15 protein-coding genes are annotated in these 17181 nt (G+C 70.9%); 13 read left to right on the top strand and 2 right to left on the bottom strand.

Annotated features, from left to right (window positions below):
* Positions 1-78: 78 nt before the first annotated feature.
* The 10 genes from map to truA all read left to right on the top strand — a co-directional run bounded on the left by map (position 79) and on the right by truA (position 6694).
* Positions 79-930: a type I methionyl aminopeptidase gene (gene map / locus O7597_RS07275; protein ID WP_281582304.1), complete on the top strand. Its 852-nt coding sequence runs from the start codon at positions 79-81 to the stop codon at positions 928-930.
* A 69-nt stretch (positions 931-999) separates the two neighbouring features.
* Positions 1000-1632, top strand: coding sequence for a DUF1707 domain-containing protein (locus O7597_RS07270; protein WP_281582303.1), 633 nt, complete (start codon positions 1000-1002; stop codon positions 1630-1632).
* A 229-nt stretch (positions 1633-1861) separates the two neighbouring features.
* Positions 1862-2083 (top strand): translation initiation factor IF-1, encoded by a 222-nt coding sequence (gene infA / locus O7597_RS07265; protein ID WP_007073013.1) that lies wholly within the window; start codon positions 1862-1864, stop codon positions 2081-2083.
* Between the two features lie 91 nt (positions 2084-2174).
* The gene (gene rpmJ / locus O7597_RS07260; protein ID WP_012184307.1) at positions 2175-2288 is read left to right on the top strand and encodes a 50S ribosomal protein L36; all 114 of its coding nucleotides are present in this window, start codon (positions 2175-2177) and stop codon (positions 2286-2288) included.
* Between the two features lie 212 nt (positions 2289-2500).
* Entirely contained in the window at positions 2501-2881 is a 381-nt protein-coding gene (gene rpsM / locus O7597_RS07255) for a 30S ribosomal protein S13 (RefSeq protein ID WP_093403631.1), read from the top strand.
* A 132-nt stretch (positions 2882-3013) separates the two neighbouring features.
* A complete protein-coding gene (gene rpsK / locus O7597_RS07250; protein WP_013288613.1) occupies positions 3014-3421 on the top strand; it encodes a 30S ribosomal protein S11 in 408 nt (135 codons plus the stop codon).
* A gap of 13 nt (positions 3422-3434) precedes the next feature.
* Positions 3435-4061, top strand: a complete 627-nt coding sequence (rpsD, locus tag O7597_RS07245; protein WP_093403633.1) for a 30S ribosomal protein S4 — start codon at positions 3435-3437, stop codon at positions 4059-4061.
* A gap of 96 nt (positions 4062-4157) precedes the next feature.
* Positions 4158-5180: a DNA-directed RNA polymerase subunit alpha gene (locus O7597_RS07240; RefSeq protein WP_013735931.1), complete on the top strand. Its 1023-nt coding sequence runs from the start codon at positions 4158-4160 to the stop codon at positions 5178-5180.
* A gap of 34 nt (positions 5181-5214) precedes the next feature.
* Positions 5215-5775 carry a 50S ribosomal protein L17 gene (gene rplQ / locus O7597_RS07235; protein ID WP_269738305.1) on the top strand — a complete coding sequence of 187 codons (561 nt, stop codon included), beginning with the start codon at positions 5215-5217 and terminating at the stop codon, positions 5773-5775.
* An 88-nt stretch (positions 5776-5863) separates the two neighbouring features.
* Positions 5864-6694: a tRNA pseudouridine(38-40) synthase TruA gene (truA, locus tag O7597_RS07230; RefSeq protein ID WP_281582302.1), complete on the top strand. Its 831-nt coding sequence runs from the start codon at positions 5864-5866 to the stop codon at positions 6692-6694.
* A 34-nt stretch (positions 6695-6728) separates the two neighbouring features.
* On the opposite strand, the gene O7597_RS07225 is transcribed toward truA, so the two are convergent.
* Complete coding sequence (locus tag O7597_RS07225) at positions 6729-7826, bottom strand: hypothetical protein (RefSeq protein WP_281582301.1); 1098 nt, start codon at positions 7824-7826, stop codon at positions 6729-6731.
* Positions 7827-7948: 122 nt separating this feature from the next.
* On the opposite strand from O7597_RS07225, the gene O7597_RS07220 reads away from it, so the two are divergent.
* From O7597_RS07220 to O7597_RS07210, 3 genes are all read left to right on the top strand, one after another.
* A complete protein-coding gene (locus tag O7597_RS07220; protein WP_281582300.1) occupies positions 7949-8554 on the top strand; it encodes a methyltransferase in 606 nt (201 codons plus the stop codon).
* 47 nt (positions 8555-8601) lie between these two features.
* Positions 8602-10281: an ATP-binding cassette domain-containing protein gene (locus tag O7597_RS07215; RefSeq protein ID WP_281582299.1), complete on the top strand. Its 1680-nt coding sequence runs from the start codon at positions 8602-8604 to the stop codon at positions 10279-10281.
* Positions 10282-10348: 67 nt separating this feature from the next.
* Positions 10349-11299, top strand: coding sequence for an aldo/keto reductase (locus O7597_RS07210; RefSeq protein ID WP_281583207.1), 951 nt, complete (start codon positions 10349-10351; stop codon positions 11297-11299).
* A 69-nt stretch (positions 11300-11368) separates the two neighbouring features.
* Here the strand turns inward: O7597_RS07210 and O7597_RS07205 are convergent, their stop codons facing one another.
* On the bottom strand, positions 11369-17173 hold the full coding sequence (locus O7597_RS07205; RefSeq protein WP_281582298.1) for a ThuA domain-containing protein: 5805 nt from the start codon (positions 17171-17173) through the stop codon (positions 11369-11371).
* Positions 17174-17181: the final 8 nt, after the last annotated feature.

Genomic DNA, 17181 nt, shown 5'->3' with positions numbered 1-17181 from the left:
CTGCCGGCCGGATAGAGTGCGGACAGCGGGGTACGCGGGTCGTACCCCGCTGCTTCGGCAACGAAAGGTAGCGCCTCCATGCGTCGTCCCCAGCTGGACATCCAGCTGAAGACCCCTGAGCAGATCGAGAAGATGCGTGCCGCCGGCCTCGTGGTCGCCGAGGCGCTGCGCCGGATGCGGGAGGCGGTCGCTCCCGGCGTGAGCACCGCCGACCTGGACGCGATCGCCGAGACGACGATCCGTGGGGCGGGAGCGGTTCCGTCGTTCAAGGGCTACCACGGCTTTCCGGCGTCGATCTGCTCCTCGGTGAACGAGCAGATCGTGCACGCGATCCCGTCGCCGGAGCAGGTCCTCGCCGACGGCGACCTGATCTCGATCGACTGCGGCGCGGTGCTCGACGGATGGCACGGCGATGCGGCGATCACGGTCGGCGTGGGCGAGGTCGACCCGGCGCTGCTGCGGATGGCCGAGGTCGCCGAGGACGCGATGTGGGCGGGCATCGCCGCGGCCGCGCGCGGTGCCGCCAGCGGCAAGGGCCGACTGACCGACATCTCGCACGCGGTGGAGCGCGCGGTACGCAAGGCGGGGCGTTACGGCATCGTCGACGGCTACGGCGGCCACGGCATCGGCACCGAGATGCACCAGGATCCGCACGTGCTCAACCACGGCCGGCCGGGCAAGGGGCCCCGGCTGGTGCCGGGGCTGGCGCTGGCCATCGAGCCGATGATCACGATGGGTTCGCCGCGTACCGCGGAGCTCGCCGACGGCTGGACCGTCGTCACCCGCGACGGCTCCCGGGCCGCGCACGTCGAGCACAGCATGGCCCTGCTGCCCGACGGGGTGTGGGTGCTCACCGCGTTCGACGGCGGTCGAGCCCGCCTCGGCGACCTGGTCACCGCTCGCCAGCCGAGCACCACGCCGACCGCCTGACCGGGGCAGCGACGGCTGCCGCGACGGCCGCCAGGGCGGGGCTGGCCGGGCGGTGGCATGCTTGCCGGCATGGACGAGCGGGACGCCATGCGGGCAGCGGACTCCGACCGGCAGGCCGTCGCCGACCGCCTGCGGGTCGCTCTCGACGAGGGCCGACTCGACCTGCACGAGTACGACGACCGGTTGCAGCGGGCCTATGCCGCCCGCACGTACGCCGAACTGGATGCCCTCGTCGGTGACCTGCCGGCGCCCCCCGGTGCGGAGCTGCCGGAGCCTCGGGGCGCGAGCGTCCCGGTGCCGGCTGAGGCCGGGCGCGGGCTGACCGCGCGCTGGCTGGCCGAGGTCTGGGAACCCTGGCTCAAGGTGGTCGGGATCGTGGTGGCCGTCTGGGCCGTCACGTCGCTGGCGGCCGGGGACGCGCTCTACTTCTGGCCGGGCTGGGTCGCGGGTCCGTGGGGCGCGGTCGTGCTGGTGCGTACCGTCACCGGGCTGGCCAGCGGTGAGCCCGCGCGGTGGGCGGCCGAGCGGGAACGCCGCCGGCGGCGGAAGGCGGACAAGCGGGCGCTCAAGCGTGAACGTAAGGGCCTGGGCCGGCAGCAGCCGGATGCCATCGGCCCGGCGACGAGCACCGAGCCCGACCCAGCCACCGGGGCCCCGGTGCGCGAGCCCGACCAGGGCCCTCACCGGGGCGATGTGGGCTGAACGTCCGGTTTCCTGGACCCGGTCGAGCCCAGGTGGCCGGTCGGTTTGGCGACGACGTGCAGGCGGGCGTACACTTTCTGATCGGCGCGCAGCGTCCACTCCGCCATGCCCACCAGCGCTTCGGTGGGCCGCGGAGCCGCGGCTGGCGCGGGAAGCCTGATCTTGGTCAAGCCCCCGTGTAAGACGTTGTGGGCCGTCCGGAGCAACCGACGTCAGGACAGCGGAGGACATGCCGAAAAAAGACGGAGCCATCGAGATCGAAGGTCGGGTCATCGAGCCCCTGCCGAACGCCATGTTCCGGGTGGAGCTCGCCAACGGCCACAAGGTGCTGGCTCACATCAGCGGCAAGATGCGGCAGCACTACATCCGCATCCTGCCGGAGGATCGGGTCGTCGTCGAGCTCTCGCCGTACGACCTGACCCGCGGGCGCATCGTCTACCGCTACAAGTAAGCCTGACGACGGCCGGGAAACGTCCCGTGTCCGTCTTCGACGTCCGGTCTCGCGCCTCGCGATGCCGGGCCAGATGGGAAGTAAGGCAACCGTGAAGGTCAAGCCGAGCGTCAAGAGGATCTGCAACAAGTGCCGGGTGATCCGCCGGCACGGCCGGGTCATGGTCATCTGCACCGACCCGCGCCACAAGCAGCGCCAGGGCTGAACCAGCCCACACATCACATGCTCGTCCCAGCCGCGAGCGGTGCGCAGCGCGTACTCAATCGTGGTTGACCCCCGGTCGAAGGCCGGGGCCCGCTCGGGCAGCGACCGATCCCGGTCGCCGGCGCCATTGGCGCCGGAGGGACAGGGACGGCCGGTAGCGGGGTGGGACGGGTCCACACCTTCGCCAGCACACCACGAGGAGTACGCCCGCACATGGCACGTCTAGTCGGCGTCGACCTTCCCCGCGAGAAGCGGATGGAGATCGCGCTCACCTACATCTTCGGCGTGGGCCGCACCCGCGCCCTGGAGACGCTCAGCGCCACCGGCATCTCGCCGGACAAGCGCGTTCGGGACCTCACGGACGAGGAGCTGGTCCAGCTCCGGAACCACATCGAGGCCAACTACAAGGTTGAAGGCGACCTGCGCCGCGAGGTCGCCGCTGACATCCGCCGCAAGGTCGAGATCGGCTGCTACGCCGGCATCCGGCACCGCCGGGGCCTGCCCGTGCGTGGCCAGCGGACCAAGACCAACGCCCGGACCCGCAAGGGCCCGAAGCGGACTGTCGCCGGCAAGAAGAAGCCCGGCAAGAAGTAATAGTTCTTAAACCGGAATGCTGGTCGTTCTCCGTCGAGGTAGGGCGGGCTCCAACTGGAACCGGTGTCTACCTGATCAACGGGGCTAACAGCCAGATCCGATCGAGAACCTTATTCAGGAGCGCACAGACTTATGCCACCGAAGGCTCGTGCCGGAGCCGCCGTCAAGAAGGTCCGGCGCAAGGAACGCAAGAACGTCGCCCACGGGCAGGCGCACATCAAGAGCACCTTCAACAACACCATCGTCTCGATCACCGATCCGACTGGTGCCGTCATCTCCTGGGCCTCGTCCGGCCAGGTGGGCTTCAAGGGCTCCCGCAAGTCGACTCCGTTCGCCGCGCAGCTGGCCGCCGAGGCCGCCGCGCGTCGGGCCATGGAGCACGGCATGCGCAAGGTCGACGTGTTCGTCAAGGGCCCCGGCTCCGGCCGGGAGACCGCGATCCGTTCGCTGCAGGCCGTGGGCCTCGAGGTCGGGCAGATCTCCGACGTCACCCCGCAGCCGCACAACGGGTGCCGTCCGCCGAAGCGTCGTCGGGTCTGAGAGGTAGAGAGAGATGGCTCGTTACACCGGTGCTGACTGCCGCCGTTGCCGGCGGGAGAAGATGAAGCTGTTCCTCAAGGGCAGCAAGTGCGATGGTCCGAAGTGCCCGTTCGAGTCCCGGCCGTTCCCGCCCGGGCAGCACGGCCGCGGCCGCACGAAGGAGACGGAGTACCTGCTCCAGCTCCGTGAGAAGCAGAAGGCCCGTCGCGTGTACGGCGTGCTGGAGAAGCAGTTCCGCGGCTACTACGAGGAAGCCGTGAGCAAGAAGGCCAAGACCGGCGAGGTGCTGCTGCAGATCCTCGAGTCGCGGCTGGACAACGTGGTCTACCGGGCCGGCTACGCCAAGTCCCGGGACATGGCCCGTCAGCTGGTCAAGCACGGTCACTTCACGGTGAACGGCAAGAAGGTCGACATCCCGTCGTACCGCGTCAAGGAGCACGACATCATCGAGGTCCGGGGCAAGAGCAAGGAGCTCACCCCGTTCATCGTGGCCCAGGCCGAGGCCGGCTCCAAGACCGTTCCGGCGTGGCTGGAGGCGATCCCCAGCCAGATGAAGGTCCTGGTGCACTCGCTCCCGGCCCGACAGGTGATCGACACCCAGGTCCAGGAGCAGCTGATCGTCGAGCTCTACTCCAAGTAGGAGCTCGTTGCGGTGGTCCGCCCGGCCGGGCGGACCACCGGAACAGTTTGTGTCGTGGGCGTCATATGGCGGGCGCCCCGGAAGAGAAGAGAAGACATGCTCATCAGCCAGCGACCGACCCTCTCCGAGGAGTCGATCAACGAGACCCGGTCCCGGTTCACCATCGAGCCGCTGGAGCCGGGCTTCGGCTACACCCTGGGCAACTCGCTGCGGCGTACGCTGCTGTCGTCGATCCCGGGTGCGGCCGTCACCTCGATCAAGATCGACGGTGTGCTGCACGAGTTCACCACGATCCCCGGGGTCAAGGAGGACGTGGTCGAGCTCGTCATGAACATCAAGGAGCTGTGCGTCAGCTCCGAGCACGACGAGCCGGTCAGCATGTACCTGCGCAAGCAGGGACCGGGCGACGTGACCGCGGGTGACATCCAGCCGCCGGCCGGCGTCTCGGTGCACAACCCGGACCTGAAGCTGGCCACCCTCAACGGCAAGGGCCGGCTCGACATGGAGCTGACCGTCGAGCGGGGGCGTGGCTACGTCACGGCGGCGCAGAACAAGCAGGCGGGCGCGGAGATCGGCCGGATCCCGGTCGACTCGATCTACTCGCCGGTGCTCAAGGTCACCTACCGGGTCGAGGCGACCCGGGTCGAGCAGCGGACGGACTTCGACCGGCTGATCATCGATGTCGAGACCAAGCCGTCCATGGGCCCCCGCACCGCACTGGCCTCGGCCGGTTCGACGCTGGTGGAGCTGTTCGGGTTGGCCCGTGAGCTGGACGAGACGGCCGAGGGCATCGACATCGGCCCGTCACCGCAGGACGCGCAGCTGGCGGCGGACCTGGCCCTGCCGATCGAGGAGCTGGACCTGACCGTCCGCTCCTACAACTGCCTCAAGCGCGAGGGCATCAACTCCGTTGGTGAGCTCATCGGGCGTACCGAGGCCGACCTCCTCGATATAAGGAACTTCGGTCAGAAGTCGATCGACGAGGTCAAGATGAAGCTCGCCGGGATGGGTCTCGGGCTGAAGGACTCGGCTCCGAACTTCGACCCGGCGCACGTCGTGGACGCCTTCGGCGAGGCCGATTACGACACCGACGACTACCGCGAGACCGAGCAGCTCTAGTCCGCGCTGCCGCCACACCTGAGGAGCACCAAGCATGCCCACGCCCACCAAGGGCCCCCGCCTCGGCGGCAGCCCCGCGCACGAGCGGCTGATGCTGGCCAACCTGGCCACCGCGCTGTTCCAGCACGGCAAGATCCAGACCACCGAGACCAAGGCCCGGCGGCTGCGTCCGCTCGCCGAGCAGCTGATCACCAAGGCCAAGCGGGGCGACCTCGCGTCGCGTCGGCGGGTGCTGACCGTGGTCAAGGACAAGGACGTGGTCTACGCCCTGTTCGACCAGATCGCGCCGCGGTACGCCAACCGCAGCGGCGGCTACACCCGGATCGTGAAGACCGGTCCGCGCAAGGGTGACGCCGCACCGATGGCGATCATCGAGCTGGTCGAGGAGCTTCAGGTCGCCGAGCCGAAGGCGAACAAGAAGACCGCCGGGCGCAAGGCCGCCCAGCAGGACAAGGTCGAGGCGCTGGCACCGGCCGACGAGGCCCCCGCGACCCGGTCGGCCGACCAGGACGCCGAGCCGCCGCAGTCGGCCTCCGGTGACACCGCCGCTGCCCGCGAGGACAGCGACCTGGCCACCGAGGAAGGCAAGGCCTGACCAAGGCCGGTTGAACAGGCCCTGAGGCCGTTGTCGGGCCCGGCATCCCCACGGGGGTGCCGGGCCCGATTCGTCGAGGAGGTACCACGTGGACGAGCGCACCCGGGTGCGACTGGACGTCGCGTACGACGGCACGGCCTTCTCCGGCTGGGCCGCCCAGCCGGGGCGGCGTACGGTCGCGGGAGTGCTCGTCGAGGCGCTGGATCTGGTGCTCGGGACCGGTGTCGCGGCCGGCCTGACCGTCGCCGGCCGCACCGACGCGGGGGTGCACGCCAGCGGGCAGGTCTGTCACCTGGACCTGCCCGTCGATGTCTGGCGGGCGCACGAGGGGCGGCTGCTGCGCCGGCTGGCCCGGCTGCTGCCGACCGATGTGCGGGTCCGGGCGATGGGTGCGGTGCCGGCCAGCTTCGACGCCCGATTCTCGGCGACCTTCCGCCGCTACGAGTACCGGGTGACCGACGCGCCCTGGGGTGCTGACCCGCTGCGCCGGCACGAGACCCTGGCCTGGCCCCGGGCGCTCGACCTCGACCGGCTCGCCGCCGCGGCGGCCGGGCTGGTGGGGGAGCACGACTTCGCCGCGTACTGCCGGCGCAAGGAGAACGCCACCACCTTGCGGGAGGTGACCAGGCTGGACTGGCGGCGGGACGCCGACGGGATCCTGGTCGCCACCGTGCAGGCCGACGCGTTCTGTCAGGCGATGGTCCGTAGCCTGGTCGGCGCCATGCTGGTCGCCGGCGACGGTCGTCGACCGGTCCGGTGGCCGGCCGACCTGCTGACCCGTCGGGAGCGGGCCAGCGAGGTGACCGTGGCGCCGGCGCACGGGCTGACCCTGGTGGCGGTCGGCTACCCGGACGATCCCGCCGAGTACGCGCGCCGGGCCGAGGCGACCCGACGGCTACGGGTACCCGCCGAGAGTTGAGCCACCGGCCGCGCCTCCCGTCGTCGGTGGCCGGTCAGTCCTCGGTGGACTCGTCCTGGCTGCCGGTGTCGTCGGTGGGGCCCTCGGTCGGTTGGCTGGCCGTGCCGCCTTCGGCCCGCCGCTCCAGCACGCCCTGGTTGAGGTGCTGCTCGAGCATGTCGAACAGGATCTCGCGGACGCCGGTGTCTCCGGAGCGGATGGTGGCGCCGTCGGTGCGGGCGACCACCGCGTAGGCGATGTAGTGACCGCGGACCTGCCAGCCGACCCGGGCCGGTGCGGTGGCGACGACCTCGGTGCCGTCCCCCGCCGCCATGCCGCGGAAGCGGCCCTGTCGCTCGTCGAGCAGTTGGCGGATCCGGTCCCGGGCCCGCTCGGCGCTGGACCGGTCGGTGAGGTTGAACAGTCCCGTGGTGACCAGGTGGTCGCCGTCGGGTGCGCGGAGGGTGGCCCGGACGACCTGGTTGCAGCCGAGCCGGACCAGCAGTTCCGAGACCTCGCCGGTGGCGGCCACCGCGCAACTGGCGCTGGACTGGGTGCGGAGCACCTCGTAGTCGTTCTCGCCGTCGCCGACGGTCAGCGTGCTGGCGGGGAAGACCTCGCGGGCGGTGAGTGGCGCCTGGTCGGTGTCCCGGGAGTCGAGGTCACTGGCCTCGGCGGGCACCGTGCCGCGGGTGGTGTCCGGTGCGGCGCTGGGCGCGGCCTGTTGACCGATCAGGGTCCGACCGTCCAACAGGGTCGCGGCGGTGAGCCCGCAGAGGGCGAGCAGCACCAACGCCGCGGCGCCGCCGACCAGCACCTGCCACGCGCGACCGCCACTTCGGCGGGGCGGCGGCGCGACGGCCGTCGTGCCCGGGTCCGGCGGTGCCTCCGCCACGCCGACCGGCGCCGGTTCGTCGAACCCGGGCGGCACCGGGTCGTACCGTGGTGCCGGCTCCTGCTGCATGGCGGGGAACGCCTCCCGTGGCGGCGCCGACGACGGCAGAATGAGCTGGTTCGGACGGGCCAGCGACGGAGTGGGGAAGCGCGACGGGGACGGCCCGGCCGGGGGCGGCGGGCCGGGCGAAGCGGCCTCGGGCTCGTCGTCCCGGTACGGGACGTGTGCGTCCTCATCGGAGTCGTACCGATACACCATGTCGTCCAGAGTAGGGATGTTTATCCCTTTAGTAGGTATTTTGCGGAAACGTGGTTGATGAACGTGTCGGAGCGACCGCCGCACCGTCGGCCCGATCCCCACTCGGTGCGAGAATGTCCCGCGTGACCGGGGACCACTACTTCACCGCCGAGCCGAACGCGCCCGCCCAGGCGCGCGAGGTGCAGTTCACCGTCGCGGGCCGCGACTACACCCTGGCCTCGGCGGCCGGAGTCTTCTCGGCCACCCGTCTCGACCCGGGCACCGCGGTGCTGCTGCGCAAGGCCGACCTGCCGGATGCCGCGGCAGCCGGCGATCTGCTCGATCTCGGCTGCGGGTTCGGCCCGATCACCTGCGTACTCGCCACCGTCGCGGTGACGGCGACGACCTGGGCGGTGGACGTGAACGAGCGGGCCCGGCAGCTGACGACCGAGAACGCCGCCCGGCTCGGGCTGTCCGACCGGGTACGGGTGAGCGCACCCGAGGAGGTGCCCGCCGACCTCCGTTTCGCGCAGATTTGGTCCAACCCGCCGATCCGGATCGGCAAGGACGAGCTGCACCAGCTGCTGTCGCGCTGGCTGCCCCGGCTCGCTCCGGACGGGGTGGCCTGGCTCGTGGTGGCCCGCCACCTCGGCGGTGACTCGTTGCAGCGTTGGCTGATCGAGCAGGGCTGGCAGGTGGCTCGACAGGCCAGTCAGAAGGGATTCCGGGTGTTGCGCGTCACCCGCTGACCGGGTAATCGGTTGGCTCGCCGGGCCGGCTCGGGCAGGATGCCCGCGTGGGATACGTGGACGTGGCGGCGGTCGGGCATGTGCTGCCCGACGGGCGGGAACTCTTCGCCGACGTGTCGTTCCGGGTCGGTGAGGGCGCCAAGGTGGCGCTGGTCGGGCCGAACGGTGCGGGCAAGACGACGTTGCTGCGGATGGTCGCCGGTGACCTGCCGGTACGGACCGGCGCGATCGCGCGCACCGGTGGACTGGGCGTCATGCGCCAGTTCATCGGCATGATCGGTGACGAGTCGACGCTTGCCGACCTGGCCCTGTCACTCGCGCCACCGCCGCTGCGCGACGCCGGTCGCCGGCTGGCCGAGACCGAGGCGGCCATGCGCGAGGCCGAGCTGCGCGGCAAGTACAGCACCGCCGCCGGCAAGGCCCAGCTGGCGTACGCCGACGCGTTGGCGGCCTGGGGCGAGACCGGCGGGTACGACGCCGAGGTGCTCTTCGACACCGTCGCCACCATCGTCCTCGACCTGCCCTGGGACGCCGCCCGGCAGCGCCCGGTCCGGACCCTCTCCGGCGGGCAGCAGAAGCGCTTCGCGCTGGAACTGCTGCTGCGCGGCCCCGACGAGGTGCTGCTCCTCGACGAGCCGGACAACTTCCTCGACGTGCCCGGCAAACGCTGGTTGGAGGCGCGGCTGCGGGAGTCGGCCAAGTCGGTGCTCTACGTCTCGCACGACCGGGAGTTGCTGGCGCACACCGCCGACCGGGTGGTCGCGGTGGAGGGCGGCAGCGCCTGGGTGCACCCGGGCGGCTTCGCCAGCTGGCACGCGGCACGGGTGGCCCGCCACGCCCGCCTCGACGAGCAACGCAAACGGTGGGACGAGGAGCACCAGAAGCTGCGCGAGCTGATGCTGATGTACAAGCAGAAGGCCGCGTACAACGACGGGATGGCCTCGCGTTACCAGGCGGCACAGACCCGGTTGCGCAAGTTCGAGGAGGCCGGGCCGCCGCCCGTACCGCCGAAGGAGCAGGACATCCGGATGCGGCTGGCCGGTGGACGGACCGGCAAGCGCGCGTTGGTGTGCGAGCAACTGGAGCTGGACGGCCTGACCTATCCGTTCGACCTGGAGCTGTGGTACGGCGACCGGCTCGCGGTGCTCGGCGCCAACGGCACCGGCAAGTCGCATTTCCTGCGGCTGCTGGCCCGGGGCGGCACGGACCCGGACCCGGCGAACGGCCCGGTCGACGGCGCGGCGGCGCTGGCCCCGGTGGCGCACGACGGGGTGGCCCGGCTCGGCGCGCGGGTCCGACCCGGCCACTTCTCCCAGACCCACGACCGGCCGGAACTGATGACGCGGACGCTCGTGGAGATTCTCTGGCGGGGCGACGAGCACCGGGCCGGCATGGATCGGCACGCGGCCATGGCGGCGCTGTCCCGGTACGAGCTGGCGGGGCAGGGTGACCAGCGCTTCGGCACCCTCTCCGGCGGGCAGCAGGCCCGCTTTCTGGTGCTGCTGCTGGAGCTGTCCGGCGCGACCATGCTGCTGCTGGACGAGCCCACCGACAACCTCGACCTGGCCTCGGCCGAGGCGCTGGAGGCCGGGCTCACCGCGTTCTCCGGCACGGTGGTGGCGGTCACCCACGACCGCTGGTTCACCCGTACCTTCGACCGGTTCCTGCTTTTCCGGGGCGACGGTGAGGTGGTCGAGACCGACGAGCCGGTCTGGGACGTGGCCTGACCCGTGGCGGCCGCGGTCGGCCCTGCGACCACCTGACCGGGCGACATATGGTGATCTGGTGAGTGAGATGACCTATCGCCGGTTGGGCGACTCCGGGCTCGTGGTGTCCGTCGTAGGGATCGGCTGCAACAACTTCGGCCGCAAACTCGACCCGGACGGCACGCGCGCGGTGGTCGACGCGGCCCTCGACGTCGGGATCAACTTCTTCGACACCGCCGACATCTACGGCGAGCCGCACGGCGCCTCGGAGGCGCAGCTCGGCGCGGCGCTCAAGGGCCGCCGCGACGAGGTGGTGCTGGCGACCAAGTTCGGTATGTCGATGGCCGGCAGCAACGGACGGGACTTCGGGGTACGCGGCTCGCGGCGGTACGTGGTCCGGGCGGTCGAGGCGTCGCTGCGTCGGCTGGACACCGACCACATCGACCTGTACCAGTTCCACGAGCCGGACCCGGGCACCCCGATCGACGAGACGCTGTCCGCGCTGGACGACCTGGTCCGCGCCGGCAAGGTGCGCTACCTCGGCAACTCGAACTTCGCCGGCTGGCAGATCGCCGACGCCGACTGGACGGCGAGGAGCCGGGGACTCACCCGCTTCGTCAGCGCCCAGAACCATTACAGCCTGCTCAACCGGGACGCCGAGATCGAGGTGCTGCCGGCCTGCGACCGGTTCGGGTTGGGCATGCTGCCGTTCTTCCCGCTGGCCAACGGGCTGCTCACCGGCAAGTACAAGCGGGATGAGGCGCCGCCCGCCGGCAGTCGCCTGGCCGGCGGCGGCCGGTACGCCCAACGGCTCGCCGCCGCCGACTGGGACACCATCGAGGGCATCGAGGCGTACGCCGCGCAGCGGGGTGTGCCGATGCTGCATGTGGCGATCGGTGGGCTGGCCGCCCAACCGGCGGTCACCTCGGTCATCGCCGGCGCGACCACACCGGAGCAGGTACGCGCCAACGCCGAAGCCGGCGCCTGGCACCCCACCGAGGACGACCTGAAGGCACTGCGCACGGTCCTCGACAGCTGACCGGAACGTGGCGGGGCCCCGCCCGGCGGCTGCCGGACGGGGCCCTGTGTGCACACCTGGAACTGTCGGTCAGAGGCGACGCCCCGGGGCCAGGCGGGTGGGGTCGTCGCCGAGGCGGCCGGCACCCTTGACGGACTCGCCGTCGTTGGCCCGTACGCCCATCTTGCTGGCCGCGCCACCGAGCCGGACGATCATGGCGTCGGCGTCCCGGATCAGCACGTCCCGGATCTCCGCCTCGCCAACCAGTTCGGCGTCGCCGGCCAACGTCCGGAACGCGGTGAGCTGGTTGATCGCCCGTCGGTCGTTGCCTTCCGCCTCCGCCGTACGGGCGTTGGAGAGCCGCTTCGACAACTGGTTGTACGCCTTGTTGGTGAGCCGGCCCGTCGCCTTGAACCGGTCCAGCAGGTTCTGCATGTCCCGGAACGAGGTGGTGACGAAGAAGCGGACCGACGTGGTGGTGGCGTTGCCCGCCTTGTCGGTCGCCGTGACGGTCAGCTCGTGCAGGCCCAGCGGCAGCTCGTACATCGCCTGGAGGGTGCCACTGACGTAGGGACGGTCGTCGAGCTGACCGACCACGGTCGCGATGCCCGAGGTCGGGTCGACCGCCTGCCAGGACACCCGGACGTCCTGGCTGTCGCCGTAGAGCTGGCCGTCGGCGATGCCGGAGACCAGCAGCGTCGGCTTGGTGCCGTCGATGCGTACCACCGCCGCCTTCAGCGACTCGGCGTTGCCGGCGGTGTCGGTGGCCCGGTAGAGCAGCTCGTGGTCCCCGTCGCCACTGATCTCGACCGGCTCGGTGTACGGCGTCCAGTCGCCACCGTCCAGCGACCACTCCAGCAGCGCCACGCCGGAACCGGCGTCGGTCGAGGTGAGCACCACCGGGACGGTCCCGTCGTGCCAGCCCTCGTCGTTCGCCGGGGCGAACGTCGCGGTGCTGACCGGCGCGGTGGCGTCGATGCGGACGGTGACCGCCTTCGTCTCCTCCACGTTGCCGGCCTCGTCGACGGAGCGGAACCGCAGCTCGTGCTCGCCGTCCCCGGTCACCGGCACCGGTGCGGTGTATGCGGTCCAGTCGGTGGCGTCGTCGAGCTGGTACTCGGTGCGCGCCACCCCGCTGCCACCGTCCTCGTCGACGGCGGTCAGGGTGACCGTCGCCGGACCGGTGAGCCAACCCTCGACCGGGGTGCCGGACACCTCGGCCGTGGTGATCGGCGCGGTGTCGTCGTCCGGTCCGGCCTCGGTGGAGAACCGGAAGTAGTCGAACGACGCCGGCTTCGAGGCGGTCTGGTTGCCGCTGAGGGTGAACACGCCCACCTTCGGGGTGGCCCCCACGGCCGCGTTGGTCAGCTCGGTCAGGGCTGTCCAGGTGGTGCCGTCGGCCGAGTACGAGCCGGTGAAGGTGTCACCGGCGCGGGCCAGCCGCAGATACCACTCGGCCGAGGTCAGGCCCTCCGCACCCGGCTGTGGATCCTGGATCGTCCCGTCGATCTCGCTGCGCAGCTCGATCCGCCGGGACACCGGCTGGCCGGCCTGGTTGTCCACCACGAAGTCGAACTTCAGGTAGTTGTCGTCGTCGCCGTACACGATCAGGCCGGCCTGCTGGTACTGCTCGTCCAGCAGACTGCCGTCGATCTTCGTCTCCATCGTCCAGTCGCCGCTCGGCGCGTTCTGGAGGATGAAGTTCGTCGGCCCGGTGTTGTTGGTGCCGTAGATGTCACCGTTGGGCACGTCGATGTGCAACGAGCCACCGCTGACCCGGTAGGCGCTCAGGTCCTCCCGGAGGATCGCGTTCCACCGGCACTTGTCCAGCGAGATGCCGGTGAACTCGTCGGACGGGTCGACCGGGCCGGCCGGCTCGTCCGGTATCACCTGGAACCAGTCGAACGCGGCGTCCACCACGGGCGCGTCGGTGCCGCCGTTGAGGGCGAACAGGCCGATCCGTGGGTTCTCGATGCCCTCCAACGCGGCGGAGCGACCGACCGGGGTGAAGGTCTGGCCGTCGGCCGAGAGCGCGGCGGTGAGGCTGGTGCCGTCGCTGCTCACCCGCAGGTAGACGGTGTCACCCGCCGGCGCGTCGGTGCTGTCGGCACCCTCGTTGCGCGGGGTGCCGGCGGTCTCCCGGATGAACTCCACCCGCCGGCTGCCGTTGTAGAGCAGGTCCACCTTGGCGTAGTTCTCGTCGTCGCCGTAGACCAGCAGGCCGGCCTGCTGGTAGTTCGCCGTCACCGGCAGGGTGACCTTGGTGGTCGCCTGCCAGGCGCCCGACGGTGCCGGCTGGAGCACCAGGTTGGTGGCGTCGTTACGGCTGCCGTACAGGTCACCGACCCCGGTGGGAAGTCGCAGCGCGCCGTCGGAGACGGACAGGAGCTGGTTCTCCCGCACCACGCTGGTCCACCGGTCGCGGTCGAGCGTGTCGCCGTCGAAGTCGTCCGAACGTGCCCCGAGGCACGACGTGTTCGGCGAGTCGACCCGGACCGGGACGGTCGCGTACGACCGGGCACCACGGCTGTCGGTCACCGTCAGGGTGGCGGTGAAGTTGCCGGGTGCGTTGTACGTGTGCTCGGCCTGGAGGGTGTCCGCCGTGCCGCCGTCACCGAAGTCCCACTCGTACGTCAGCGGGGTGTCACCCTCGGGGTCGGTGGCGGTGCCGCCGAACGCGACGGTGAGCGGTGCGGTGCCGGTGGCCGGCGTGGCGGTCGCGGTGACCGCCGGCGGCGCGTTGTCGGTGACGCCCCTACCGACGAAGTCCGCCCAGTTGACGTTGAACAGTGACCCCGCGCCGCCCGCCGGATCCTGGGCGACGAAGTACAGCGAACCGCTCGCCGCACCGGTCACCGGTGCGGTGACGTCGGTGTAGGTCTGCCAGTCACCGGTGCCCGGCACGGTCGCCGAGGCGACCACCGGACCGTCGACCGCGCCGGCACGGACCTCGATCACGCCGCCGCTGGTCGCCGACGCGACCCGGAACCGGATCTCGTCGATCCCGGTCAGGTCGGCGGGTACGACCGACCACCAGTCGCCGTCCTCGATGGCGCCGATGTTCTGGCCGCCGCCGGCGGAGTCGCCGCCGGTCTCGCGCACCACGCCGGGGTCGCCGCCGCCGGTGCCGTCCTCGGTCCGGCCGGTAGCGGTGAAGTACTCGGCCTGCTTGCGCTTGGGCTGGAGGATCTCGATGTCCCGGCCGGTCAGCGGGTCGGCGTCACCGGAGCCGCCCTGGTCGGTGTAGGTGGCCTCCAGGACGGTGAAGACGTTCGCCTCGGCACCGTGCCCGGCGGCGAGCTGGGTCTGCACCGTGCCGGTGCAGCCGGTGTGCTGCTCCAGCGGGTGGGCGTGCTCGTCGTGGCCGAGCAGGACCTGGAGCTGGACGTCGGCACAGTCGATCTCGCCGTCCTCCGGGTCGGTGACCGTGATCGTGTACTTGACCTGGTCGCCCCAGTCGAAGAAGCCACCGTCCGGCGGGAACTCGATCTCCACGGTCGGCGCGGTGTTGCCGACGGTGATCGGCACGTTCGCCACCGCCGTACGGCCCTTGGGGTTGGTGACGGTGAGCTGGGCGGTGTAGTTGCCCGGCTCGGCGTACGTGTGGGTGGGGTTGGCCTCGGTGGAGGTGCCACCGTCGCCGAACGTCCAGGCGTAGGTGAGCGCGCCCCCGTCGGGGTCGCGCGAGCCGGCGCTGGAGAAGGTGACCTCCAGCGGTGCCTGCCCGGAGGTGGGCTCGGCGTTGGCCACCGCGATCGGCGCCCGGTCACCGGCGATGTAGTCGATCCGGTAGACGCCGGAGTTGTCGTTGTTGCCGCCGAAGCCGCTGCCCCACTCGATCAGGTACATCGCGCCGTCCGGACCGAACTCGAAGTCCATCGGGCGGATGAAGGACATCCCGGTGAGCAACTGGTTGATGTCGATCAGCTCGGTGCCGTCGGCGGAGACCTGCATCGTGTACATCTTCGACTGGTTCCACTCGCCGAGCAGCGCCTTGCCGTCGTAGTACGCCGGCCACTTGCGGTCCGAGTCGAGGTCGGCGTCGTACCGGTAGACCGGGCCGCCCATCGGCGCGCCACCGCCACCGATCTCGGGGTAACGCGGGTCACCGCCGTAGCCGTAGTCGACGGTGGCCGGGATGGCCGGCGGCAGGTTGGTCAGGCCGGTGTTGTTCGGCGAGTTGTTCACCACGGCGGCGCAGTCGAACTTCGGACCGCTCGGGCCGGAGGGGAACTGGTAGTCGTTGTACGCCTCGTTGGTGCCCGTGCAGTACGGCCAGCCGTAGTTGCCCGGTTCGGCGACGATGTTCCACTCCACCAGGCCCTCGGGCCCACGGTTCGGGTTGTCCGACGAGGCGTCGGGGCCGTAGTCGGCGACGTAGAGGGTGTCGGTGGCCGGGTCGATGCCGATCCGGAACGGGTTGCGGAAGCCCATCGCGTAGATCTCGGGCCGGGTCTGCGCCGTACCCGGCGGGAAGAGGTTGCCCTCCGGGATGGTGTACGTCCCGTCGTCCTCCGGGTGGATCCGGATCACCTTGCCGCGCAGGTCGTTGGTGTTGCCGGAGGTGCGCTGCGCGTCGTAGTCGGCGCGTCCGGGCCGCTCGTCGATCGGGGTGTACGCGTCCGACGAGAACGGGTTCGTGTTGTCCCCGGTGGCCAGGTAGAGGTTGCCGTCGGAGTCGAACGTCATGGTGCCGCCGGCGTGGCAGCAGGTGTTGCGCTGGGTGTCGACCTGGAGCACGACCTCCTCGGTGGCCGCGTCGATCGAGTCACCGCTCACCGTGAACCGGGAGAGCAGGTTGCGTGCCACGCCGTCGTTCGGGGCGTAGTAGAGGTACACCCAGTTGTTGGTGGCGAAGTCCGGGTCGAGCCGGATGCCGATCAGGCCGTCCTCGTTGCCGGTGAAGACGTCGAGGTCGATCGCGGTGACCGTGTTGCCGGTGTCCGGCTTGACGATCTGCACCCGGCCGTCGCGTTCGATGTAGAAGACCCGGCCGTCGGGCGCGATGTCCAGCTCCATCGGGTTGCTGGTGTTGCTGTCCAGCGTCACCTTCTCGAAGCTGGCGGTCAGCGACGCCCCGCAGTCGGCGCCCTGGATCCCGGCGGCGGTGCGGATGCCGCCGAGCAGGTGGGTGCGGAACTCCGGTTCGGCGTACGACTCGTCGGTGTGGCCGCCGCCGGTGTACCAGGCCCGGCCGCCGTCGTAGTCCTGGCACCAGGCGATCGGGTGGTCGTGCCCCATCGCGCCGGAGCCGGGGTTGTAGCTGGTCTCGTCGAGGGTGGCCAGCACGTGCACCGAACCGCGCGGGTTGGTGCGGTAGTTGTACCACTCGTCGAATCTGGACCAGCGTCCCGGCAGGTGGGCGGTGGAGGGGTGAGCCGGGTCCTCCACCTTGACCGTCGCCTGCTGGTTGGCCGGGTGGCTGTTGAAGTACGCCCCCACCAGTTCGCCGTACCAGGCCCAGTTGTACTCGGTGTCGGCGGCGGCGTGGATGCCCGCGTAGCCGCCACCGGCCTGGATGTAGCGCTCGAACGCCGCCTGCTGGTCGGCGGTCAGCACGTCTCCGGTGGTGGAGAGCCAGATGACGGCCCGGTACTGAGCGAGGTTGGCGTCGGTGAACGCGGCACCGTCCTCGGTGGTGTCGACGGTGAAGCCGTGCTCGACGCCGAGCTCCTGGATGGCGGCGATGCCGGTGGGGATCGAGGCGTGGCGGAAGCCGGCGGTCTTGGAGAAGACCAGCACCGAGAACGTCTCGGCGGCGGCCTCCGGAGCCGCCTGGGCGACGGGGGCGGGCGCGGCCTGGGCGGCCGGAGCCGCGAAGAGCATGCTCGCGGCGAGGCCGAGGGAGAGAACGGCGGCGGTCAGGGGTGCGCGGGCACGAGGTGTTCGGGGCACTCCGGTCT

Origin of the sequence: Verrucosispora sp. WMMC514 (assembly GCF_027497295.1) — a bacterium.
GTDB classification, from domain to species: Bacteria; Actinomycetota; Actinomycetes; order Mycobacteriales; family Micromonosporaceae; genus Micromonospora; species Micromonospora palythoicola.
This window is presented reverse-complemented; position numbering and strand designations above follow the sequence as displayed.